This window comes from Thalassotalea sp. G20_0 (genome assembly GCF_017744175.1).
Taxonomy (GTDB): Bacteria; Pseudomonadota; Gammaproteobacteria; order Pseudomonadales; family Endozoicomonadaceae; genus Endozoicomonas.
This window is the reverse complement of the sequence record NZ_JAGHQV010000003.1, coordinates 102061-123994: the sequence shown is the minus strand read 5'-3', so window position 1 is coordinate 123994 and position 21934 is coordinate 102061. Positions and strand designations below refer to the sequence as shown.

Here is a 21934-nt window from a genome sequence, read left to right as displayed (position 1 = left end):
TAGTGGCAGGTATATCTGTTACCACTTCTCTCCTATTAACTGACTACTCTCCCGGCAAACCAGGGATTAAACCGATGACTCTTCGCATATTATTAATTTCATTACTGTTTTCCACTCCAGCTATGGCGTTCGCAGGTAATGACTATAACTATACATTTATTAATACCGGCTTTGGTTACAATAATCAGAATCAGGGCACGCAAAACTTCGACGGAACGACCTGGTTCGTCAATGGTGCCTATAAAGTTCCTTCCATACCCGTCATCCTGAACGCAGGATACGCCTACGGCCGTATTGATAAAGACGATGTTGCCAGTAATGTCGAGATCGATGGCAGCTCATACTTTGCCGGAGCCAGCCTGTTATTGAAGCCAACGGACAGATTCCATGTCATTCCATCGGTCACCAGTGGCCGACTCAGAAATGGCCTGTCTGTCGATGCGGATGAGGTAAAGGATAAAGTGACAGCCTACACAGCGTCGGTCAGTGCCCGTTATCACCTGGAACGCGGCCTCTGGCTGAATTCCGGCTATATTCAGCAATACTATGACCGGGATGAAGATGACCATACCGGCTTCTTCACTGCAGGAGCAGAATATCAAGTGGATAATGAGTGGGGATTTGGCCTGAATTATCGCGGCAATTCTGACCAGTACACCACCCAGTTTTTTGTGAAACTCTTTTTCTGATTATTACATTCGGAACTAACTCCGGGCTGGACTCCGTTTCTTCCGACGACTTCCAGCACTCTTTGCTTTGCCTTTTCTTTTAAACGGCTGGTTCGAAGGGGCAGGCAATCCGGCAACAGAAGGCAAGCCATCGTTCATGGTCTGCATTAATAACGCTCTCAGCTCCTGATCAAGCCCGCCCATAAACGCCCCGTAGCTGCCTTTACGCTCAACAATGTCATTCAGCGAGGCTTCCCAGCGTGCGGTCATGTCAGGCGTGGTTACTCTTTCCGGTAATGCGTTGACCAGGGCTCTGCCGGTAGCTGTTGCATGAATACTACGGCCTTTGCGCTCCAGGAACTGCCGCTTGAACAGGAGCTCAATGATACTGGCCCGGGTTGCCTCTGTTCCCAGGCCATCGGTCTCACGGAGAATCTTGCGAATGTCTTTATCCTGAACAAATCGGGCTATGCCCGTCATGGCCGAAAGGAGTGTTGCATCATTAAATGGTTTGGGGGGCTGTGTCATTTTTTCCTTCAGCTCGGCTTCAGGACAATCAAGCACATCACCTTTGGCCAGCTCGGGTAAAAAAGTGCTCTCTTCATTATTTTCACCATTTTCATCACCGGCGGAACGCTGATGACTTTTGCCCGAATTCATCAGAACCTTCCACCCTTCCTCCACAGTCTGGCGGCTCCCCGCTCGGAAAAGGCCTTTTTCTATGTCGATATCGACGACTCTTTTTCTGAAGGTATGATCAGGATAAAACTGCGCAACATATTGTCTGGCAATTAATCCATACAACTTGCGATCCAGTTCAGACAATCGTTCAAGGTCCGTTCTCAGGGAGGTAGGAATAATCCCGTGATGTGCCCCAACTTTTTTATCATTCCAGGCACTGGTTTTCCTTTCCGGCAATGCCTGGTCTACCGCCTTCCCCAGTGAAGATACATTGTGGCGTATAGTTGCCAACACTTCCGGTGCCTGGGATAAGTGCTCTTCGGGCAGATAGCGACAGTCTGAACGGGGGTAAGTAATCAGTTTCTGCTCATAAAGACGCTGACAGCTATCAAGCACCGTCTTGGCATCCATACGCAACTGCCTGGCAGCATCTATCTGCAGTGCCGACAACGAGTAGGGTAATGGCGGGGGTTCTTTGCCACGCTTATCTTCGACGCGTTTTACTGTCCCCTGCTTGCCGGTAATACGGTCCACCACATTCTGCGCCAGACGCCGATCCAGCACTCGCCCTTCCTCATCCATCCAGTTCTGGCAGGCTTCGCTGGGTAGCCATTTGGCTTTGAAGGTTTCCTCTTTTGCCGTTAACAACGTAGCAAAAACCTCAAAGTAAGGCTTAGGCTGAAAGTGTTCAATTTCTGCATCACGTCGGGCGACAAGACCCAGAATCGGTGTCTGCACCCGGCCGATGGAGAGCAGCCCATTAAAGCCGACCTTCCGGCCAAGTAATGTGCAGGCGCGGGTCAGGTTAATACCGTAAAGCCAGTCTGCCCGGGAACGAGCCAGGGCAGAAACCGCCAGCGGTACAAACTCCTGGTTGGATCGCATCCGCCCAAGGGCCTGGGAAACGGCAGAAGGGTTCAGATCGCTGATTAATAAACGACGAACATCTTTTTTACGCTGGGCAGAGAGCTTCAGATAATCCAGCACTTCATCCACCAGCAACTGGCCTTCACGATCAGGGTCACCGGCATTGACAATAATATCAGCCCGTTTGAGCAGCTTATTGATCACTGATAACTGCCCACGCCCGCCCTTTCGGGGCCTCAGCTTCCATTGCATGGGAACAATAGGCAGGTGCTCAAGCTTCCATGTTTTGTAGGCCGGATCATAGGCATCCGGCTCCTCCTGCTCAAGCAGGTGGCCTATGCACCAGGTCACCACATCTCCTGAAGCAGACTCGATATAGCCTTCCTGTTTTTTCAGGGGCTTTTTCAAAACATCGGCAATGGCTCGCCCAAGACTGGGCTTTTCGGCAATAAATAACCGCATTCAAAAACAATCCGGCTGATAATGACTAAAATACTGTTTTTTTATACAGCATAATTCATCATTTGGCGAGCATTCATCCGTTTTCTTACCAGCCCAGGTAGAGTCGGCTATTGTTATTTTTCCAAAGGTGTTTCGAGTCTTGCATCTGCTGATACAGCTTTTCCTTACTCCTTTCCTGATCAGACACCTGATCAACCAATCCTGATGGTAGATTCCGGTTCACCTCTGTCACAACATCAGAACTGTCCACTGGCACGGTATTAACACTCAACTCCGCCATAGGTTCTGAACTGGAATCCCGACTGTGTTCTGAAGGCCCGGCATCTTCACCATCAGAGTCCTGACCATTAATAAATGGCTCCTCAGCCCACGAAAATGACAGATCTTCCTGAGGTACCTCATAATCTCTCCGCCCGTTATCATCCGTGTTTACTTCCTCTGCCGGGCTGAGTACACCGGCAACCTCGTCTTCAGCAACTGAAACAGCAGGTTCCAGAACCATGGTTGAATGCCCGTCTGAAATTACTGAATCCTCTTCCGAAACAGGTTCCGGGTAAGGTTCATCATCAGGTTGCCTGACAGAGCCACAGAGGCGATTGATGGCTTCTTGCTCATTTTCCAGTGTGTAGAAAATCTCATAAGGCGGTTCACAAGTTATCGGGGGTTGGGGCTTGTGATCTGGATTATGGCCAGCATGATTTTCAATAATGACATCCGGCACCCGGGGGTATTCGATGTCAAGATGACAAATCGATATTCCGGTGCCTTTATCCCTCTGCCCCTCTGCCAGATAACGGCCCAGAATCGCCTTAAATGGTGCAAATTCATCAAAGTAAACCGCTTCAGCGTTCAGCGCCCTGCACAAATGAGCAACCCCCGGTTTCACAGGGTCTTTTATAACGGGGTTAACAAAATCAAGTCCATAGCCTTTAACCAGGCTCAATATATGTTGTTCATGTACCTGGTAATGAACGGTAATTTGGGGAAAGGTAATGATTATCCCATCGGCAGTAATACAGAGGATGTCCGTAACAGCCGCCTTCTCCGGCACAATGCTGGTAACAAACCCTTCATCAGAAGGCCAGATTGGATAAACACCCGCAGGATAGACATCATCATAAAATTGGTTTCCATTCCTGAATACACCCACACTCCCCTCCGGAACTTTGTAGAGAAAAGGAATATAAGAATAGAAATCATAGGCTTCAGCTTTTTCACCCGGAAAGAGTAAGAAAAGAAGAAACACAAAGAACATTATCATTAGTTTCTCTTCCACAATTTAACTTCAGGTTCAAATAAAGACTTATCAGGGAGCTGTAGTTATAGCAAAGCAATTAGCCGCCAAGATAAAATTGAAAACAAAAAAGTACGTAGCTTCAGTAGTGGCTTGAAATCACCTGGAATAACTGACCCGGCCATAATGAAACTCAAAACCAATTAGCAGGTTTGCATCCGGATATTCATGCCCGGTCACTGATCAACGTGGCAAATCATGCTACTCACCGATCAGCCGAAAGATATGGTAATCTGAACACTTCCAAACTCCCGGTTACCAAGCCTATGGCTCCTCTGGATTACCTCAAGAAACTGACCTGCGATCGCCCTGAGCCGGTAACCTGCGCCCGGCCAGAGGACCTGATTACCGAGACCGAGAGTAACCGGGGTCGTATTATTCAGTCAGCGGCCCTGCGAAGGCTTCAGCAGAAAACCCAGGTCTACCCACTGGAAACCAATGCAGCCGTCCGCAGTCGTCTTACCCACTCACTGGAAGTTCAGCAAACGGGCCGCTATCTGGCCAAAACCATTCTGGATCAACTAAAACAACATGGGGAACTGGCAAAGCTCGGTCTGAAAGGTATCGAAACAGCCTTTACCAATCTGGTAGAAATGTCCTGCCTGCTACACGACGTAGGTAACCCACCTTTTGGCCATTTTGGTGAAGCCGCGTTCAGCCGCTGGGTTCAGGATCATGGCAAAGCCTGCCATGACAAGGCAATGGCCAGACAATCCGCCGTCAATGGCCAAACCGGTCACTCAGAACTTTTCTACCAGGTACTGTTACCGGATTTGTCAGTCTTTGAAGGCAACGCCCAGGGGCTGCGCATCATTCACAGCCTGCAGAGACTTAACCTGACCTGGTCACAGCTGGCCGCCACCATCAAATACACCCGGGCACCTTATCAGAACCTGACAAGCGGATTTGCTTACCGCCAGAAAAAACCTGGCTTCTACTACTCAGAACAGCACCTTATCCAGGACATCTGGAAACATCTTGAGATACAGGAGAACTGTCGCTTTCCACTGGTCTACATCATGGAGGCAGCAGACGATATCTCATACTGCATTGCCGATCTGGAAGATGCTGTTGATAAGGGCATTCTGTCATTCAGGGGCCTGAGCTTCTGGCTGAAGGAAGTGTGGCAGGAGTTCACCGGCGAAAAGAGCCAATACCTGCCGGATATCATTAAAACCGCAGAAAATGTTGCCAAAGATAACCCACAGAACTTTATTCGCCATCTACGCTCACAGCTGGTCCGGGATCTGGTCAGCTATGCTGCGAACCGATACCTGCAGAAGCATACGGAAGTTTTTCACGGGACGCTGGATGAACCATTAATTGATGGCGGCTCAGACCAGCACCTGGCGCTGAAAACACTGAAAACCGTCGCCATACGACATGTGTTCAGTAGTCAGGAAAAAGAAACACCGGAACTTCGGGGATATGCGGCCCTGATGGGCTTACTGGATATCTATCGCCCAATTCTGGAACTCCCCGGCACCGCATTCTCAAACCTCGATAACCTGGATGATAGCGAGCACTTTATCGAGCATCGACTCAATCACCGCCTGTCCCGGAAGTATAAAGCGGCCTATTTTCGAGCAGTGCACCAAATGCGTCAGGAACAGCACTCTTCCGCTGAACAGAACGATCTTGAATGGTATTTCCGGACGAGACTGATTCTGGACTATGTGGGCGGCATGACTGACCACTTCGTACTTACGGAGTATCAGAGCCTATCGGCAATTTAAACCATGAGGAACGCTTTTGCGCACCTCCTTTCATGGTCTTAAGCCATTGGGCTCCTTCGTTCTCGAAGTATTTTCTGCTGGAATGGTAGCCCATGTCATAGATAGACCGTAGCTGATCCGGCTTCACCATAAAAGCGCTGCAGTCCTCGATACCTTCCGGTGCTAATGACACCTCTGGCAAGTTGATATTGGACAACTGCCGGGCAGAACTGTAAATCTGAAATACCCTGTCCAGCACATCAAAGGTGTTGGCGAAATGCTCACAGGGCCTGGACATCATTGGGGCAAGGTACATCCCGATATGATGGCGACACTGGTCGTGAATCAGGTCTGAAGGATAATTATTGATAATCCCGCCATCCGCATAAACGGTCCCCTGCCATTTAACCGGGGTGAACATGCCAGGATAAGCGGACGATGCCGTTAAAGCATTAATCAGTGGACCACTGTTAAATACCGTCTGCTGCGCTCTGTTCAAATCAGTAGCAACCACATACAGAGGTTTTTTCAATGCTTCAAAACTATCTTCCGGGAAATAAGCCTGAAAATTTTTCGCGATCTTCTCTGAGTCAATCAATCCGAGCGCATTAAACGACAGGTTTCGAAAGCTGAACATTCGGGTCGAGACAAAGAAGTCCAGAATCTCTGCCGGTGCATATCCGGCACTGTGCAGAGCACCGACCACCGCACCACCGCTGGCACCGGAAATAATATCCGGCTCGATTCCATGCTCGTTCAGGTACTGCAGCAACCCAATCTGAGCCATGCATTTTGCCCCGCCACCGGACAGGGTGAGGCCTAACCGATAGGGTTTGCTTTTAAAAAGCTCTGTCGTAAACATGTTCATTGATTGAAAGCACCACCTCTGAAAAGCAACGTTACCTGCAAAAAACCTGAAGCAGCCCCCTGGAATACCCTCGGAAAGTTTCTGCCCAAGCCGACATTATGTCATGAGCCCCGCTCTGGGCTAAAGTAAATCTCAACCGAATCCAGACAAGTCATAATATCGTCAATAATTTCCAGGGGAGACAAGGAGATGACCGAACAACCGGAAACCAATCCGTTTACGCTGCACGATACCCGTGTTCCCCGTTTTATCTACGGCACGGCCTGGAAAGAGCAGGCCACCTCCGAGCTGACACTGAAAGCCCTGAACAACGGTTTCACAGCCATAGACACTGCCAACCAGCGCAAACATTATTTTGAACACGGGGTTGGTGAAGCACTGCAAAACTTCTACCAAACCAGTGGCAAGTGCCGTGAAGACCTCTTCCTGCAAACAAAATTTACCTACGCTGAAGGGCAAGACAACCGTCTGCCCTACAATCCTGAAGCCGATACCAAAACTCAGGTTGAGCAGTCCCTCCTCTCATCATTGGAGCACTTGAACACGGATTACCTTGATGCTTATCTGCTGCATGGTCCATCCCGGTCGCATGGACTCAGTGACCGGGACTTTGCTGTCTGGGAAGCAATGGAAGGCTTCCACCGGTCCGGCCAAATCAAACTTCTGGGGGTCAGCAATGTAAATCACCAACAGCTGGAGCTCCTGAGCCACCATGCAGCGATCAAGCCCATGCTGGTGCAGAACCGCTGCTTTGCCAGAACCGGATGGGACGCCAATATACGTGCGCTATGCCATCGACATAATATTCTTTACCAGGGGTTTTCGTTACTGACGGCCAACACCCAACTGTTGGAAATGCCTGAATTTCAGACCATTATGAAGAGGACAGGATTAACCGGACCACAGGTCATTTTTCAGGCTGCATTAAAAATGGGAATGATTGTCTTAACAGGCACCAGTGATGCAAAACACATGCAACAGGATCTGAATTGTTTGCAGACGCCACTGACGGATGATGAAGTGAATGTGATAGAGCAACTGATGACTTAAAACTCAGGCGACATCTCTGAAAATAAAAAAAAGCCAGCATGATGCTGGCCAATAAAAAACAAATCTGGTCGGGGTAGAGAGATTCGAACTCCCGACATCCTGCTCCCAAAGCAGGCGCGCTACCAGACTGCGCTATACCCCGAAATTCATAACCAGGTTATGAATAAAAACAGTGTTCCGGACATCATGAACAGTGATACTTCTTGAAACACCGCCATACCGGAACGGTTGATACTTTAGCAAACCACCAATCTTTTTACAGTGGTGATTTCCGCAAATTGGTTGCGGAATATACTTCAGGCAACAAAAAAGCCCATACTCAAGAGCATGGGCTTTACCTGATATGGTCGGGGTAGAGAGATTCGAACTCCCGACATCCTGCTCCCAAAGCAGGCGCGCTACCAGACTGCGCTATACCCCGTTAACTCACCGCTACTGCAACCGATGTTGCGCTGAGCCAGTGGAGGCGTATTATCCCTATTTTCCCAACGCCGTCAACTGCCATTGAGGATTTCATGGTCAATTTAATAACTATGGCTCCCAGTCATATTTATCAATGCTATTGATTGTCAGGCCAGCATCAATATCACCATTCAGAGAGACATCCATGGAATAATTAACCAGACGCCCCTGAACACCACCGATAACCAGCAGAGACTGCCCCTGAAAATCATAGCCAGCGCCTAACTCCGCCTGCCAGTCAATCTCACCCCGAACACCTTTCAGCAGGAACTTATCAAAGCCATCGGTGAAGTGATAAGAGAGGGAAAGATCAACACCGGTTACATCCTTAATACCATCTACATCAATGCTGCGAACCCCGACAATGGCTGAGGGTATCCAGCCATGCTTTACCGTCCAGCCCAACCCGGCGTAGACATGGTTATCATTCTGGGCTGCAGCCGCAGTATTGGTCAGCAACGATGCTGTTGCCATAATAGCCGTTATCAAGCCTTTTATTGTCCGGGACATGTGCTACCCCCTTTTTTTCAGGCAATGTATATTTGCTTATACGCGCTTCTAACTCTACCTAACTGGGAAAAATAAGCAATGCAACGCAAGAGCTGAAGATTTGTGGCGAAATGGTTTTTCTTTCTCTCGGGAAAAGTTGCCATCCATAGCAAACACTTCATCCCCTGAAGAGAAAAAACTCAGTGTGATTCGCTTATAGCCAGCACCGGACATTGATCACCGGCATCATTGCCAGCGGGCTGATAGTACTGACGCTCAAGCCAGTCTAATGCTTCCTGAAACGCAAGGTCGCCATAGTCTGAATAGCTAAAACGACGAGTTTCATGTATTTTGGAACAATCAGGTTTTACCAGGTGCGCCTGCCAACCTGCCTGCCCATCTCTGAGCGTATATTTCTCAATTCTCAACATTGCGGATGATAGTTTCCGTTCTTTATTCTGACTGTGCACGATCACTTTTATTGCTGTTGTTAATGCTATCAACAAGGGCAGATTAACACTGAAAAGATGACAGAATCGTGACGGTCAATGACCAATCAACAGGCTGATTATTAAACAAATTATCAATACGCATATTGATACGTATCAATACTTAGTGATTAATTGATCGTTAAACCCTGTGGTTCCGGGTATCTAAGTAGCTGGCCTTATGGAATCGTATATTTCTGGCTACTTGGGCTGGTGCTATGCGAGGCACAACGGAGGGAGCATAGCCGTAGCTATGTGACCGGAGTTGTAACGAAGCCTAGGAGTCAGAAATATATGATTTCATATGGTTAGCTACTTATTATCTTGTCCGCAATGATCCCCGCCCAGACCTGACACCCCGACTCATTAGGGTGATAACCATCTTCCGCCATCAACGAAGCGTCAGGAGTCGTATCACTGTGGATATACGTCCACCCCTCCTGCTGGCAGAGCTTCTGCAACTGCCTGTCCAGCAGGTATGCCTTTGCTCCCAACAACCAGCTTAACGGGGCTGGAATCAGGGGAAACCGGTTGATCTTTGGAATTGAGGTGATAAATACCCGGGTATTGTCAGAAGCAAAGCGATGGGCACACGCCTGCATATGTTTATTGAATTCCGAACCTGAGGTAAATCTGGTGGTATCATTGACGCCAAAGCTGATGATCAAGAGATCGGGTTCTTTAATGGTCGCCTCAAAGGTTAATGAGTCGAACACTCTGGCACCATTTTTTGCCAGTATTTCCCAATCAAACTCAACGCCCCGATCCTGAGTCAGGTTCCTGATAACCTGGTGGGTCAGCCCCTGTCTTATCTCTGCCACCCCCACCCCGGCGACAGGGCTTTCACCCACATGAACAATTGAACAATCCGAGCCTCTGGCCTGCAGACGTTTACCACTGGCCTCGGGCAGGCGAAGTGCCCTTCTTTTTAAATGAACGCCCTGGCAGATTGCGATAGAAAGAAGCAACAGACAACATAAAACAGTGCTTACTAATCCTATAAGTTCAAACATCAAAATAGCCGTTGTGCATTTTTATTGTTGATTCATTTAAACAGATGCCCGGAAAGTCACTCCCTCAGGAAGTAACCGCCTTTCCCTGAACGGTTTTATCCTTTCTCAATACCGCCATAGTGAACAGCGAGGCGGTAACAAGCATCAGGAGGCTATAAACACTGGGGCCAATAGACATGGCGGCACTGTCCAGAATGGTAACGGTGACCAGCAAAGCCAATGCTCCGTTTTGCAAACCCACTTCCAGACTGATGGTTCTGGCCTGTCGTTCATTATCCACCAGCCATTTCCCCACCAGATAGCCCAGCGCCATGGTCAGCACATTCAGGGCCAGGGCGGCAAAGCCTGCCTGCAGCAGATAAGACATGACTTTCTCACCCAGTTCCCAGGCAATACTGATAATCATCAGTATCAGTATGACGGCAGACAGCCTACCGACGTAGGGTTCTGCTTTCTCGGCAAAGCCCTGCCACTGAAGACGGATCCCTATACCGATCAACGTCGGAATAATGGTAATGGCCATCAACTTGACCCAGGTAATCAACACCGGCAATTCAAATTGAGAGTTTGCACCTGCATAGTGGTAAATCGCCCAGTTTCCCAGCAGCGGTACGGTAAAGGTGGTGATAAACCCGGCAACGGTCGTTAATGAAATGGACAGACCGACATCGGCCTTCGCCAAAAAACTGTAGAGGTTGGATGTGGTTCCCCCGGGGCAGAGTGCCAGGATAAAAAGGCCAATGGCCAGCTCACCGCTCAGTCCGGCCAGGTCAATAATCAGTACTGCGATAACAGGTAACAACAGCATCTGACAGGTTATCCCTACCAGGAAGGCACGGGGCTGGGCAAAAACCCGGGTAAAATCGTTAAAAGTAAGACTTAAACCAACACCGATCATGATAAGGATAAGGGCGGCAGGAAGACCTATCCCGACAAGGGCCTGATACATGGATGAAATCCTTGTTCTTGTTTATTGTTATTGATGTCCGGTGATTTTGCAGACTTTACACCAGGAAAACAATGGCAAATCCATGCTGACCAGAGCCTTGTCAGCTTATGGTCACAGAAACAGGTGACTGGCCCTGCCAGGACCAGGTTCACTTTTTCGATGGCTAAAGGTTAAACAACACACTCATACATTCAGGCCAGGGTTGGCAACTACCTTCAGAGGCGACCAATGTACCAATACCGAGACTGATCCCCATATAAATCCCGATACCCACCCCATTGGCAATAATATCGCCAAAACTGAAACGGCGATAACGGGTCATGTGCTGACAGACCTCGATAAACACGCCAAACGCCATCAGCCCTGCCGGTTTCCACCAGCAGACGCTGGCCGCTGGAAATGCCAGATCGATCAGCAGAGACAGCACCATAAAGGTGAGTACATGTTTCACCTTATCATTGATAAAACGGGTGGGATCCCATTTGCCGGGTATCAATGACATAAACAGGGCAAAAGCCAGGGCACAGAAAGAGAGGATTTGCCAGGTTGAAGGGGGAGTTGCCTGAAGTGTGGTAATCAGTTCATTCATTGGATGGCCCTGAGTTATAGGTTGTAACAGGCCATCGGCCAATGGGCGTTGGGGTTGATGGCGCTTAACATTCCTGTTTAAGACCAGGCATTAAGCTTACCACTCCACTCAATCATAAACATTGGAGTCTTTGCCATTAACGATATTGTAAGTAGCTGGCCATATGGAATCGTATATTTCTGGCTACTTGGGCTGGTACTATGCGAGGCACAACGGAGGGAGCATAGCCGTAGCTATGTGACCGGAGTTGTAACGAAGCAGAGTGCCAGCACAAGGAGTCAGAAATATACGATTTCATATGGTTAGCTACTTATGGTTTGCTCCCTCCTTGCTGATTGTTGAAATATCACACCTCAACTTGCTACATTAGCGACTCTAAAAACAGACACCGTTGTCAGTTTAAAAGCGTTAGCTGCTTCCTGGCTCTACATGGCAGTTATTAGCATTAGCAGAATAAAAAGAACAGAGGTAGACCATGCGCCGTTGGAATGGCTGGGGTGATGAGAGTTACATTAAAGAAGTCTCCGACCACGGGGATGCATTGATTCGCCGTATTATCGGCGAACCGACCCCCTTGAAAGATGCCACCCTGAAGAGCGTGATAGCCAAGGTACCGCCAACCCGCCTGCCTGAACATCCACTGATTATCACTGCTGCAGAAGATCGGGTTCGCCATGCCCGTGGCCAGAGCTTTCCGGACTGGCTGGCCATGCGCAGTGGTGATTTTGGGGTTTTTCCGGACGGTGTCGCCTATCCGGAAACCAGTGCACAGGTTCGCGAACTTCTTGCCCTTGCGGTCCGGCACGATTTTATTGTGATTCCCTATGGCGGTGGAACATCCGTTGCCGGTCACATCACGCCGCAGGAAAATACCAGGGCCATTTTGACCATTGATATGGGTCACATGAACCAGTTAATGGATCTGAATGAAGAGAGCCAGATTGCCACCTTTGGTGCAGGGACTCCCGGACCACAGATTGAAGCACAACTGCAGGCACGGGGTTATACCCTTGGGCACTACCCCCAATCCTGGGAATTGTCCACCATTGGTGGCTGGATCGCCTCCCGCTCTTCAGGCCAACAGTCACTCCGTTACGGTCGAATTGAACAGATGTTTGCCGGTGGCCGTATGGAAACCCTGCAGGGCACACTGGACATTCCTTCGATTCCCGCCTCTTCCGCAGGGCCGGACATTCGGGAGCTCACCATGGGCACCGAAGGCCGCCTGGGTATCTTTACCGAAGTGAAAGTACGCGTACAACGTGCAGCAGAAGAAGAAAAGTTTATGGTCTGCTTTATGCCGAACTGGCAGGCAGGTAAAGCCGTCGCCCGGGAAGTTGCACAGCAGAAGATCCCACTCTCCATGATGCGGGTCAGCAACGCTAAAGAGGCTCGTGCCCACGCTCACCTTGGTACCTCACTGACACAGTTCAAACTGCTGGAAGGCTATCTGCGATTTCGCGGGCTGGACGACAATCGATGCATGCTAACCTTTGGCGTGACCGGCTCTGAATACCAAAATAAAGTAGCCCTGAAACAGCTGGGCAAGATTCTGAAAAAACATGGCGGCGTTGGTGGTGCACTGGCCAACATCATGGGCACCATCTGGGCCCATGGCCGTTTCAAGTTCCCCTATCTGCGGGAAACCACCTGGGCCCGGGGCATAGCAGTCGATACACTGGAAACCGCCACCGATTGGGAAAATGTGGATGGCCTGATGCATCAGATGGAAGCAAGCCTGGAAAACGCCTTAAAGGACGAAGGGGAAAATGTCATGGCATTCTCTCACCTCTCCCATATCTACGGTCAGGGGTCGAGTATCTATACCACCTATTTCTTCCGCTGCGCTGACAGCTACGAAGCCACTCTGGCACGCTGGAAAAAGCTGAAGGCCAAAACCTCTGAAGTGATTGCCCGGGGCTATGCCACCATTTCCCACCAGCATGGCACTGGCCGTGACCACGCGCCTTATATGCCGGCAGAAAAAGGTGAGCTGGGGATGCGGATGATTGCCACCCTGGTGCATGACTTTGACCCGGATAAACGACTGAACCCCGGCGTGTTACTCCAGGACAGCGAATAACTGCTCACTTCATTGAATTTATCAGGTACCCAACCCATGTGGCAGAAATCCTGGCAGACAGGTAACCGGAATCAGTTACTGGAAGCGTTAAAAAACAATACTGACAAGGAATGGGATATCGTTGTGGCCGGTGGCGGCATCACCGGTGCTGGCATTGCCCGTGAAGCCGCACGCCGGGGCCTGAAGGTGCTGCTGGTTGATCGTCAGGATTTCGCCTGGGGAACCTCCAGCCGTTCATCAAAAATGATCCATGGCGGCCTTCGCTACATCGCTTCCGGCGATATCAAAACCACCATGCACTCAGTTTCCGAACGGGAACGCCTGATGAGAGAAGCGCCCGGCCTTGTTGATCCAATGGGCTATCTGATGGCCCATTACAAAGGTGGGTTTCCAGGGCCGCTGGTCTTTAATATTCTGCTGCGTATTTATGATTTTTTTGCCGGTAAGCGTTACCGTAAGTTTCATAAATTACACGACGTTGAAAACCTGAGCCCGCTCATTAATGCGCACAACCTGCTCGGTGCCACCCAGTTTGCCGATGCCATTACCGATGACTCACGCCTGGTTATCCGGGTTTTGCGCGAAGCTCAGAAAGACGGTGCTACGGTAATAAATTATGTTGGTGTCGATGCGCTGATTAAAAACAATGGTCAGGTGACGGGTGCTCAACTGAAGGATACCGAAACCGGTCAGGTAACTCCGGTGAAAGCCAACGTGGTGATCAATGCCACAGGTGCCTGGGGGGATGAACTTCGGGGTGAGATGACCTCAGAGCAGCATATTCGCCCTGCCCGTGGCAGCCATATTGTCGTACCTGGCTGGCGACTGCCGGTGGCTCAGTCATACACCGCCATGCACCCGGATGATAAACGCCCCATATTTATTTACCCCTGGGAAGGCAGAACCGTGGTCGGGACAACCGACCTGGACAACGGCACTATTGGCAACCATGAAGTAGCCATGACCCGTGATGAACTGGAATACCTGATGAAAGCCGCCAGTGCCCAGTTCCCGAAAGCCGGGTTAACCGAACAGGATATTATCTCTTCATGGGCCGGTGTGCGCCCGCTGGTCAGCTCCGGGACACTGAACCCGTCGAAAGAAAAACGTGACCACAGTATCTGGAACGATAACGGACTGGTGACCATCAGTGGCGGCAAACTGACCACCTTCCGACTGATTGCCCTGGATGTCTTAAAAGCAGCTGAAGAGTACCTGCCCGGCGTTGATTTCAGTGATACCGGCGCGGAGATGTTTACTCAATACGAGTCTGATAGTTCTCTGTTTAACAAGCTGCCGGACTATTCAAAGCAACGTATCCGGGGCCATTACGGCATGGACACTGATCGTTTACTGGCACAGCTCCAACCCGATGAACAGGACGTTATTCCCGGTGCCCGTGCCCTCTGGGCCGAGCTGCGCTGGTCGGCAGGCAATGAAGCCGTTGTGCACCTGGATGATCTTCTGCTCCGCCGTACCCGCCTGGGCTTGCTGCTGGAACAGGGAGGCCTGATTTTTGCCGACAGAATCAAGACCATCTGCCAGCAAGAACTGGATTGGAGCGAGCAGCAGTGGCAACAGGAAGTCACCCGTTATCAATCCATCTGGAACACTTATTACAGTATTCCGAAACGGCGCAATAACGCTGATACTCGATAATAAGAAACAAGAAGTGAGTGTGTAGTGAGTGATTCAGACTATGTGCTGGCCATCGACAATGGCACACAGAGCATTCGGGCCCTGGTATTTGACAGTGCCGGTAATGAGATCGCCAAAAGCAAAGTTGCGCTGGAGGCTTATTTTTCACAACACCCCGGCTGGGCAGAACAGCACCCTGACTACTATTGGCAGCAACTTGGAAAAGCCTGTAAAGCGTTATGGGACCAGGGCATTGTAGCGCCCGGGCAGATCAAAGGCATGGCACTGACCACACAGCGCTACACCATGATTAACCTGGATGAAGATAAAAAGCCTTTGAGACCCGCCATTGTCTGGATGGATCAGCGTAAAGCCGAACCGGAAAAGCCCGTTGGCGGCCTCTGGGGACTATTGATCAAGACCATCGGCCTGACCAGCCTGATCGAAGATCTGCGCGCCAAAGCCCGTGATAACTGGATCATACAACATCAGCCCGATATCTGGCAGAAGACCCGTTACTATGTGAATTTATCCGGCTACCTGACCTATCAATTGACTGGCGAAATGAAAGACGCCTGTGGTTCAGTGGCCGGTTATCTGCCCTATGACTATCGCCGCCAGAAATGGGCTGGCAAGCACGATCTGAAATGGCAACTGCTGGCCGCCAGACGACATATGTTGCCGGATCTGGTACAACCCGGAGAGCTGTTAGGTCATATTACGGCTGAAGCTGCAGAGCATACCGGTCTGCCTGCGGGGTTACCAATGATAGCAGCCTCATCCGACAAAGCCTGCGAAGTACTGGGCGCAGGCGGTGTTGACCCCCATATCGGCTGTTTGAGTTTTGGCACTACCGCCACCATCAGTACAACAACATCCCGATACGTTGAAACAGTCCCCTTTATTCCGCCCTACACAGCGGCGATGCCAAAACGTTACAACACCGAGGTGATGATTTATCGGGGCTTCTGGATGGTCAGCTGGTTTAAAAATGAGCTGGCCCAGGCCGAGCAGCGTAAGGCAAAAGAGTTGGGTGTCGAGCCCGAGCAGCTTTTCGATACCCTGTTAACTAAGGTACCACCGGGCTCAATGGGGTTGATGATGCAACCTTACTGGTCCCCGGGCGTACGTCAACCCGGCCCTGAAGGCAAAGGCGCTTTTATTGGCTTTGGCGATGTTCATAAACGGGCGCATATTTACCGTGCGATTCTGGAAGGGCTGGCTTACGAACTGCGATCCGGTAAAGAGCAGATTGAAAAACGCAGCGGTACACCGATCACCCGATTACGAGTCTCTGGCGGTGGATCCCAGAGTGATGCCGCCATGCAATTAACGGCCAATATTTTTGGCATGGAGGCAGAACGGCCACACACCTACGAAGCTTCCGGCCTTGGGGCAGCCATTAACTGCTGTGTCGGCCTTGGCATTCATAAAGACTATAACGAAGCCATTGATAAAATGACCCGGGTGGGCGATGTGTTTGAGCCGGACCTGCCAACCATGCAGCTGTATGATCGTTTGTACAATGAGGTTTATAAAAAAATCTATAAACGCCTGCAACCGTTGTATAAATCCATTCGGGATATTACCGGTTATCCGAAGCATTAAGTTTTACTGCTCTTTGAATGGTAGAAATGACTAAAATCGAGAGTAGAAGCATCAGCGGCTGACTGAACCAATCCAGCTCGCTGCCTGCTTCTTTTTCCAACTTCTTTTTCCAACTTCTTTTTCCAAGAAGTAGACAGGCTCTTCTTTTTCAGTGTCAGCTACTTTATTGATGGGCCTATAGCAGAGCTGAGATTCTTGTTTTCTAACCATTCTTTCGGCGACATGCCCAGCTTCTTCCTGAACACCCGCGCCAGGGCTGAACCATTTTCATAACCTACCGCATTGGCCACAAGTGCTACTGGTCTGTTTTGTAGCAATAAGCGCCTGGCCATTGTAAGACGCCACTCTATCACGTAATCACCAGGACTTTGCCCCACCACCTTCTTGAACAGGTCGGCAAACTTCGAGCGCGACATCAGTGCCTGCCCGGCCATTTCTTCCAGGCCCCAGGAATGCTCAGGCGCTTCGTGAATTGCCAACATTACTTTGGATATTTGTGGATGAGCAAGCCCTGATAATAAGCCGTGATTTATAATGTTGTTGTTTAGCACATGACGCAGCACATGAATGATGAAGATATCGGTTAGCGCATTGAGCATCGGCTGTTTACCGCACTCGTCATCAAAGGCCTCGTCAAACAGCCAGGTGGCGGTTTGATTCATCTTTTGAGAATCTGTCAGTTTGAAATACATTAACGACGGTAGCGCATTGGCAATGGGGTTGGACGATGTTTCGTTATAGATGATGTTGGCACACACCAGCTGGGGTGGATTGTCGTCATTGCCGGTAATCCGATGGGCATGAGGTGTGGGAAAGAACATCACCGTTGGTTCATTAATGAGTTGCGAGTTGCCTTGCTCGTCAACAATGGTGAGCTCCCCACGGCGCAGCAGATGAATATGGCCTTGATTGGGCTTGCGCTCGAAATCGGATATGCCACACAGATTTCCCGTGAAAAAAACATCGGTATTTATGGAGAAACGCTGAAGAATGATTGAAAGTTGATCCACTTCCACCTCTTTTAAGTCGGCTTTGGACGATTGGGTTCAAAGTTGGGACTATCTCATCCCTTTTTAAGAATTAGAAGCCCTATATTATCAAACAAGGTAGACAACCTTGGTTAATTATCAAACTTTAAATAACGGATGATCAGGAGCTACATAATGAAACTTAAAACGCTGGTTAAAGCGACATTGACTTCAACTGTATTACTGGCCAGCAGCATGAGTTTTGCGGCAAACATTGAAGTCAATGCCAATGCCAATGATCTTGCTATCAAAGGTTATGACGCGGTTGCTTACTTCACTGAAAGTGCACCAACGAAAGGTTCAGATAAATTCACCGCAGCTCACAACGGCGCAATCTATCACTTCTCCAGCGCGCAAAACCGAGATTTGTTCAAAGCGGATCCAGCTAAATACGCACCGCAATACGGTGGTTACTGCGCCATGGGTGTAGCGTTAAACAAGAAATTAGACACAGATCCAACAGCCTGGCACGTACGCGATGGCAAGTTATACCTGAACCTCAACGCCGCGGTACAAAAGAAATGGTCAACAGATATTCCGGGCTATATCGAGACTGCTCAAGGTAACTGGAAAGACATTAAAGGCTTAACTGTCGGGCAAATCGCAAAAGTATACGAGTAAGCAAAGAGCGAATGATCGAATGAAGCAACTGACATCAGCAGAAAACCTGGACGATTTTGTATCAAAAAACGGCTATTCATTATTGTTTTTCAGTGCCTCCTGGTGTGGACCATGTCAGACTATGAAACCAGTGGTGGCGGGAGTAGCTAACATGATGAGTGATCGCTTTAACACCATCAGGCTTGATGTTGATGAGTCGCCACAAGCCGCTGTTGATTATGGGGTTCGTAGTGTACCAACGCTTATGTTAGTTAAAGATAATCAAGTTGTGGCGCAACACGTTGGCACCGTGCCACCACAAGAATTAATACAGTGGTTAAATCAACGAGTTTAGTTCTTTTAAACAGAGGAAGAGATTATGAGCAATAAAGTATTAGCCAGTGCTGCACTGGCAGCGGTAATCGCATCAGGTGTTGTAGCGCCCGCTGAAGCCGGTGGAAAAAAAGAGAAATGCTACGGCGTCGCTAAAGCTGGTCAAAATGACTGTGCAAATTTAGCGGGTACTCATTCTTGTGCTGGTCAGTCAAATGTTGATTACGACAAAGGCGAGTGGAAGCTGGTTGAAAAGGGTACTTGTTCCAAGCTCGGCGGTTTAACTAAAAAAGAAGCGAAAGAAATGTATAACTCGAAAAACAGTTAGGAACGAATTATGTTGGCAAAGTGTCAAAAAGATGTGTTGGTTGGTGTTGGTCTAAGGCATCAACACTTTGCTGACATCCTGACGAGTAATAAAGCAGTGGATTTTGTTGAAGTTCACTCCGAGAATTTTTTCTCAGATGGCGGTGCGGCACTTTCAGTGCTGCGTCAAGTGAGAGAACATTATCCTGTGAGTCTGCATTCGACATCCATGGGCCTTGGCTCTCACCAAAACATTCCCATTGATTATTTAAACCGTCTCAAGCGGTTAATGAATGATGTTGATCCTTTTTTAATGTCAGAACACGCCTGTTTTACATGGGGGCAACAGCAGGGGCGGCTTATTCACAGTGGGGATTTATTGCCTGTTGCTCATACCCATCAAAATCTCAAGGTGATTTGCGAACAAATCAATCGGGTACAAGATTTTTTAGGTCGCCATTTGGTGATTGAAAATGTGTCGGCTTATGTCCAGTTTGACGAGAGTTATTTATCCGAAGCAGAGTTTTTGGCGCAGGTTGCCATGCTAACCGATGCCAGGATCTTACTCGATATCAACAATATTGCGATAAACAGTCTCAACTTTGAACATGGTGATATTGAGCTTTCCATCGCGGAATATATCAATGTGCTGCCAACCAACAGCGTGGCGCAGATTCATTTAGCAGGCGCAACTATCCCTCAAACCGGGATGGTGATAGACGACCACGCCTGCCCGGTTACCGATGAAGTGTGGCGTGGATATGAGCAGGCTATTAAGCGTTTCGGTGCCATTCCCACACTGGTGGAATGGGATACCAATTTACCCGAATGGTCGGTGCTGATAAATGAAGCACACAAGGCGCGGGCTATTGCTGAGCGTGTGTTGGAGAAACAGTCATGAACGAACAACAAGTCATGAACGAACAACAAGTCATGAACGAACAACAAGTCATGAACGAACAACAGCGGCTATTAGCAGCGATTTGGGATGACTCTGCTGTTGAACAAGGCTTTACGCAAGAGGGGATCGCAATATATCGTCGTAATTTATTAGCCAATGCCAGGCGAGGTTTAAGCCTGAGCTTCCCGACACTGTTCGAGTTGTTAGACAGCAACGACAGTGATGAATTGGTCGCTGAGTTCTTGAAGTCATCGCCACCGAATCAAGGCGATTGGGGACAGTGGGGCGGCGACCTGGCAGCCTTCTTAAAAACGCATCGCCTCAGCGAGGAATATCCTTACCTGGCCGATTGTGCAGCACTTGATTGGCAGGTTCACTGCGGACTCCAGGGTCCTGATTGGTCTGTGGATAGTCAGTCCCTCGCGCGCTTGGGTGATACTGAGCCAGAAAAATTGCATGTGGTGCTGAATCCAAATGTTGCGTTGTTAACCAGCGACTATCCCATCTTCGATATTTACCAGGCCCACCACCTTGAGTCTGAAACTGAACGCGAAGCGGCGTTTACAAAAGCCAGGCAGCTATTACAAGCTGGGCCTGAAACAACGACCACTATGATTTATCGTCCTGAGTTTCAACCAAAAATATCTCAACTTAGTGATAGTGAAGCACTCTTTATGCAGGCCTTACTGGCTGATCAATCACTGGGAGAGGCCCTGGATTTAGTCACTGTTTGCGATGATTTCTCGTTTGAGCAATGGCTGACAGGTGCCATTAAAAATAATCTTATTAACCGTTTAGTTATTCACTGTTAACAGTGCGTTTTATGAGAGTGGGGGAAAGTATTATGAAAAGTCTATTAATAGCCTTGAGTCATTTTTATCGAAAAATTGCCTGTAAGGTCAGTCTTTTAGAGCCTGTTGCATTACTTGGGGCCAGGCTATATGTCGGTTGGGTATTCTTCGCTTCGGGTTTAACTAAAATTGATGACTGGGACACCACCTTGTTTCTGTTTGAAGAGGAGTATGCAGTGCCAGTGCTGCCATACGAACTGGCGGCGTACCTCGGGACGGCAGCCGAGCTGATTTTGCCATTATTGTTGTTTGCAGGTATTGCCAGTCGTTTTGCTGCATTCGGGCTGTTCTTTGTTAATATCGTCGCTGTGATTAGCCTCGAAGATATTGCCGCTGCGGCATACATCCAGCATGTGCTGTGGGGTACGCTACTGGCTCAGCTCATTATTTTCAGCGGTGGTTATTTTAGTTTGGATCGCCTGGTGGAAAAGCAGCTGGGAGGTTGTCCGAGAATAGTGCCCGTAGCGAGGAATGCGAGAAATTGAGGATAAAAATTTCTGCTTCTGAGGAGAATAGCGGGGCTATTTGACGAAGAAGCAGGAATTTTTAGACCAATTTATCGCAACCGCAGTAGGGCAGTCTATTCTCGGTCAGCCTCCCGGGAGGCTGACCGAGTATCAATCCGCTGAACCGGTGTTGGTCGAGCAGGCGGATATGGCAACAGCGGGCAACTCAACGGCGAACACCGGAAAAGAACATGACCTCGGCCAACAATCTGAAGGATAATGTATGTCCAGCGCTGGAGCCCCGATTTAAACAACAGATATCTGCATTTTCATAGTAAAAAAAAGCGTATGTGATCCAAACAATTCTCACCACTGCCATAGCACTGGCCATTATTCCTTCTCAAGTAGCGTACATACAGCGTCAGTATTACACGTCAAAAGCAGTTAAATGTTACGGGTCCACCTGTTTCGCTCCTCCGGATATTTACTCTGCAAGACAGTGGATTGATATCGCCGTAAACAACTTTGTTATGAGGTATTGGTTT

22 protein-coding genes and 2 tRNA genes are annotated in these 21934 nt (G+C 49.1%); 13 read left to right on the top strand and 11 right to left on the bottom strand.

Going from position 1 to position 21934, the window contains the following annotated elements:
- Window positions 1-2 precede the first annotated feature (2 nt).
- Window positions 3-689 carry a putative outer membrane beta-barrel protein gene (locus J7438_RS02610; protein ID WP_209275338.1) on the top strand — a complete coding sequence of 229 codons (687 nt, stop codon included), beginning with the start codon at window positions 3-5 and terminating at the stop codon, window positions 687-689.
- 15 nt (window positions 690-704) lie between these two features.
- Here J7438_RS02610 and J7438_RS02605 read toward each other — a convergent pair whose 3' ends face one another.
- Together J7438_RS02605 and J7438_RS02600 are read right to left on the bottom strand one after the other, a co-directional pair.
- On the bottom strand, window positions 705-2678 hold the full coding sequence (locus J7438_RS02605; protein WP_209275337.1) for a DNA topoisomerase III: 1974 nt from the start codon (window positions 2676-2678) through the stop codon (window positions 705-707).
- An 85-nt stretch (window positions 2679-2763) separates the two neighbouring features.
- Window positions 2764-3954 carry an SPFH domain-containing protein gene (locus tag J7438_RS02600; RefSeq protein ID WP_209275336.1) on the bottom strand — a complete coding sequence of 397 codons (1191 nt, stop codon included), beginning with the start codon at window positions 3952-3954 and terminating at the stop codon, window positions 2764-2766.
- Between the two features lie 284 nt (window positions 3955-4238).
- Here J7438_RS02600 and dgt point away from each other — a divergent pair, with 284 nt between their 5' ends.
- Window positions 4239-5708, top strand: a complete 1470-nt coding sequence (gene dgt / locus J7438_RS02595) for a dGTPase (RefSeq protein WP_209275335.1) — start codon at window positions 4239-4241, stop codon at window positions 5706-5708.
- Here dgt and J7438_RS02590 read toward each other — a convergent pair.
- The gene (locus tag J7438_RS02590) at window positions 5677-6555 is read right to left on the bottom strand and encodes a patatin-like phospholipase family protein (RefSeq protein WP_209275334.1); all 879 of its coding nucleotides are present in this window, start codon (window positions 6553-6555) and stop codon (window positions 5677-5679) included. The genes dgt and J7438_RS02590 overlap by 32 nt on opposite strands.
- Window positions 6556-6744: 189 nt before the next feature.
- Between J7438_RS02590 and J7438_RS02585 the strand changes: the two genes are divergently transcribed.
- Window positions 6745-7605 carry an aldo/keto reductase family protein gene (locus J7438_RS02585; protein ID WP_209275333.1) on the top strand — a complete coding sequence of 287 codons (861 nt, stop codon included), beginning with the start codon at window positions 6745-6747 and terminating at the stop codon, window positions 7603-7605.
- Window positions 7606-7670: 65 nt separating this feature from the next.
- Here the strand turns inward: J7438_RS02585 and J7438_RS02580 are convergent.
- The 7 genes from J7438_RS02580 to J7438_RS02550 all read right to left on the bottom strand — a co-directional run bounded on the left by J7438_RS02580 (window position 7671) and on the right by J7438_RS02550 (window position 11595).
- Window positions 7671-7747, bottom strand: a tRNA-Pro gene (locus J7438_RS02580).
- 202 nt (window positions 7748-7949) lie between these two features.
- Window positions 7950-8026, bottom strand: a tRNA-Pro gene (locus J7438_RS02575).
- Between the two features lie 110 nt (window positions 8027-8136).
- Window positions 8137-8577 carry a hypothetical protein gene (locus J7438_RS02570; protein ID WP_209275332.1) on the bottom strand — a complete coding sequence of 147 codons (441 nt, stop codon included), beginning with the start codon at window positions 8575-8577 and terminating at the stop codon, window positions 8137-8139.
- Between the two features lie 179 nt (window positions 8578-8756).
- Entirely contained in the window at window positions 8757-8987 is a 231-nt protein-coding gene (locus tag J7438_RS02565; RefSeq protein WP_209203915.1) for a hypothetical protein, read from the bottom strand.
- Between the two features lie 365 nt (window positions 8988-9352).
- A complete protein-coding gene (locus tag J7438_RS02560) occupies window positions 9353-10057 on the bottom strand; it encodes an SGNH/GDSL hydrolase family protein (protein ID WP_209275331.1) in 705 nt (234 codons plus the stop codon).
- Window positions 10058-10121: 64 nt separating this feature from the next.
- Entirely contained in the window at window positions 10122-11006 is an 885-nt protein-coding gene (locus J7438_RS02555; protein ID WP_209275330.1) for a bile acid:sodium symporter family protein, read from the bottom strand.
- Window positions 11007-11169: 163 nt separating this feature from the next.
- Window positions 11170-11595: a VanZ family protein gene (locus J7438_RS02550; RefSeq protein WP_209203918.1), complete on the bottom strand. Its 426-nt coding sequence runs from the start codon at window positions 11593-11595 to the stop codon at window positions 11170-11172.
- Window positions 11596-12070: 475 nt separating this feature from the next.
- On the opposite strand from J7438_RS02550, the gene J7438_RS02545 reads away from it, so the two are divergent.
- Genes J7438_RS02545 through J7438_RS02535 form a run of 3 tightly spaced genes read left to right on the top strand, consistent with a single transcriptional unit; the run spans window position 12071 to window position 16924 of the window.
- A complete protein-coding gene (locus J7438_RS02545) occupies window positions 12071-13678 on the top strand; it encodes an FAD-binding oxidoreductase (RefSeq protein WP_209275329.1) in 1608 nt (535 codons plus the stop codon).
- 36 nt (window positions 13679-13714) lie between these two features.
- Complete coding sequence (locus J7438_RS02540; RefSeq protein ID WP_209275328.1) at window positions 13715-15337, top strand: glycerol-3-phosphate dehydrogenase/oxidase; 1623 nt, start codon at window positions 13715-13717, stop codon at window positions 15335-15337.
- A 24-nt stretch (window positions 15338-15361) separates the two neighbouring features.
- Window positions 15362-16924, top strand: coding sequence for an FGGY-family carbohydrate kinase (locus J7438_RS02535; RefSeq protein ID WP_209275327.1), 1563 nt, complete (start codon window positions 15362-15364; stop codon window positions 16922-16924).
- Between the two features lie 158 nt (window positions 16925-17082).
- On the opposite strand, the gene J7438_RS28180 is transcribed toward J7438_RS02535, so the two are convergent.
- Window positions 17083-17934, bottom strand: a complete 852-nt coding sequence (locus J7438_RS28180; RefSeq protein WP_209275326.1) for an AraC family transcriptional regulator — start codon at window positions 17932-17934, stop codon at window positions 17083-17085.
- A gap of 153 nt (window positions 17935-18087) precedes the next feature.
- Between J7438_RS28180 and J7438_RS02525 the strand changes: the two genes are divergently transcribed.
- Genes J7438_RS02525 through J7438_RS02495 form a run of 7 tightly spaced genes read left to right on the top strand, consistent with a single transcriptional unit; the run spans window position 18088 to window position 21669 of the window.
- Window positions 18088-18573: a YHS domain-containing (seleno)protein gene (locus J7438_RS02525; RefSeq protein ID WP_209275325.1), complete on the top strand. Its 486-nt coding sequence runs from the start codon at window positions 18088-18090 to the stop codon at window positions 18571-18573.
- A gap of 19 nt (window positions 18574-18592) precedes the next feature.
- On the top strand, window positions 18593-18907 hold the full coding sequence (locus tag J7438_RS02520; RefSeq protein WP_209275324.1) for a thioredoxin family protein: 315 nt from the start codon (window positions 18593-18595) through the stop codon (window positions 18905-18907).
- Between the two features lie 24 nt (window positions 18908-18931).
- Window positions 18932-19213, top strand: a complete 282-nt coding sequence (locus tag J7438_RS02515) for a BufA1 family periplasmic bufferin-type metallophore (RefSeq protein ID WP_209275323.1) — start codon at window positions 18932-18934, stop codon at window positions 19211-19213.
- A 9-nt stretch (window positions 19214-19222) separates the two neighbouring features.
- The gene (locus J7438_RS02510) at window positions 19223-20092 is read left to right on the top strand and encodes an MbnB/TglH/ChrH family RiPP precursor modification enzyme (protein WP_209275322.1); all 870 of its coding nucleotides are present in this window, start codon (window positions 19223-19225) and stop codon (window positions 20090-20092) included.
- Entirely contained in the window at window positions 20089-20904 is an 816-nt protein-coding gene (locus J7438_RS02505) for an HvfC/BufC family peptide modification chaperone (RefSeq protein ID WP_286196334.1), read from the top strand. The genes J7438_RS02510 and J7438_RS02505 overlap by 4 nt, the downstream gene beginning before the upstream one ends.
- Window positions 20905-20936: 32 nt before the next feature.
- Complete coding sequence (locus J7438_RS02500) at window positions 20937-21428, top strand: DoxX family protein (RefSeq protein ID WP_209275321.1); 492 nt, start codon at window positions 20937-20939, stop codon at window positions 21426-21428.
- 40 nt (window positions 21429-21468) lie between these two features.
- On the top strand, window positions 21469-21669 hold the full coding sequence (locus J7438_RS02495) for a hypothetical protein (RefSeq protein ID WP_209275320.1): 201 nt from the start codon (window positions 21469-21471) through the stop codon (window positions 21667-21669).
- Window positions 21670-21934 lie beyond the last annotated feature (265 nt).

Bases quoted from the DNA above. Each gene is read 5' to 3' on its own strand.
- J7438_RS02590 (WP_209275334.1), bottom strand. From the start codon at position 6,555: ATGAACATGTTTACGACAGAGCTTTTTAAAAGCAAACCCTATCGGTTA.
- J7438_RS02515 (WP_209275323.1), top strand. From the start codon at position 18,932: ATGAGCAATAAAGTATTAGCCAGTGCTGCACTGGCAGCGGTAATCGCA.
- J7438_RS02520 (WP_209275324.1), top strand. From the start codon at position 18,593: ATGAAGCAACTGACATCAGCAGAAAACCTGGACGATTTTGTATCAAAA.
- J7438_RS02525 (WP_209275325.1), top strand. From the start codon at position 18,088: ATGAAACTTAAAACGCTGGTTAAAGCGACATTGACTTCAACTGTATTA.
- J7438_RS02585 (WP_209275333.1), top strand. From the start codon at position 6,745: ATGACCGAACAACCGGAAACCAATCCGTTTACGCTGCACGATACCCGT.
- J7438_RS02605 (WP_209275337.1), bottom strand. From the start codon at position 2,678: ATGCGGTTATTTATTGCCGAAAAGCCCAGTCTTGGGCGAGCCATTGCC.
- J7438_RS02505 (WP_286196334.1), top strand. From the start codon at position 20,089: ATGAACGAACAACAAGTCATGAACGAACAACAAGTCATGAACGAACAA.
- J7438_RS02550 (WP_209203918.1), bottom strand. From the start codon at position 11,595: ATGAATGAACTGATTACCACACTTCAGGCAACTCCCCCTTCAACCTGG.
- J7438_RS02555 (WP_209275330.1), bottom strand. From the start codon at position 11,006: ATGTATCAGGCCCTTGTCGGGATAGGTCTTCCTGCCGCCCTTATCCTT.
- dgt (WP_209275335.1), top strand. From the start codon at position 4,239: ATGGCTCCTCTGGATTACCTCAAGAAACTGACCTGCGATCGCCCTGAG.
- J7438_RS02500 (WP_209275321.1), top strand. From the start codon at position 20,937: ATGAAAAGTCTATTAATAGCCTTGAGTCATTTTTATCGAAAAATTGCC.
- J7438_RS02510 (WP_209275322.1), top strand. From the start codon at position 19,223: ATGTTGGCAAAGTGTCAAAAAGATGTGTTGGTTGGTGTTGGTCTAAGG.
- J7438_RS02570 (WP_209275332.1), bottom strand. From the start codon at position 8,577: ATGTCCCGGACAATAAAAGGCTTGATAACGGCTATTATGGCAACAGCA.
- J7438_RS02565 (WP_209203915.1), bottom strand. From the start codon at position 8,987: ATGTTGAGAATTGAGAAATATACGCTCAGAGATGGGCAGGCAGGTTGG.
- J7438_RS02560 (WP_209275331.1), bottom strand. From the start codon at position 10,057: ATGTTTGAACTTATAGGATTAGTAAGCACTGTTTTATGTTGTCTGTTG.
- J7438_RS02545 (WP_209275329.1), top strand. From the start codon at position 12,071: ATGCGCCGTTGGAATGGCTGGGGTGATGAGAGTTACATTAAAGAAGTC.
- J7438_RS02540 (WP_209275328.1), top strand. From the start codon at position 13,715: ATGTGGCAGAAATCCTGGCAGACAGGTAACCGGAATCAGTTACTGGAA.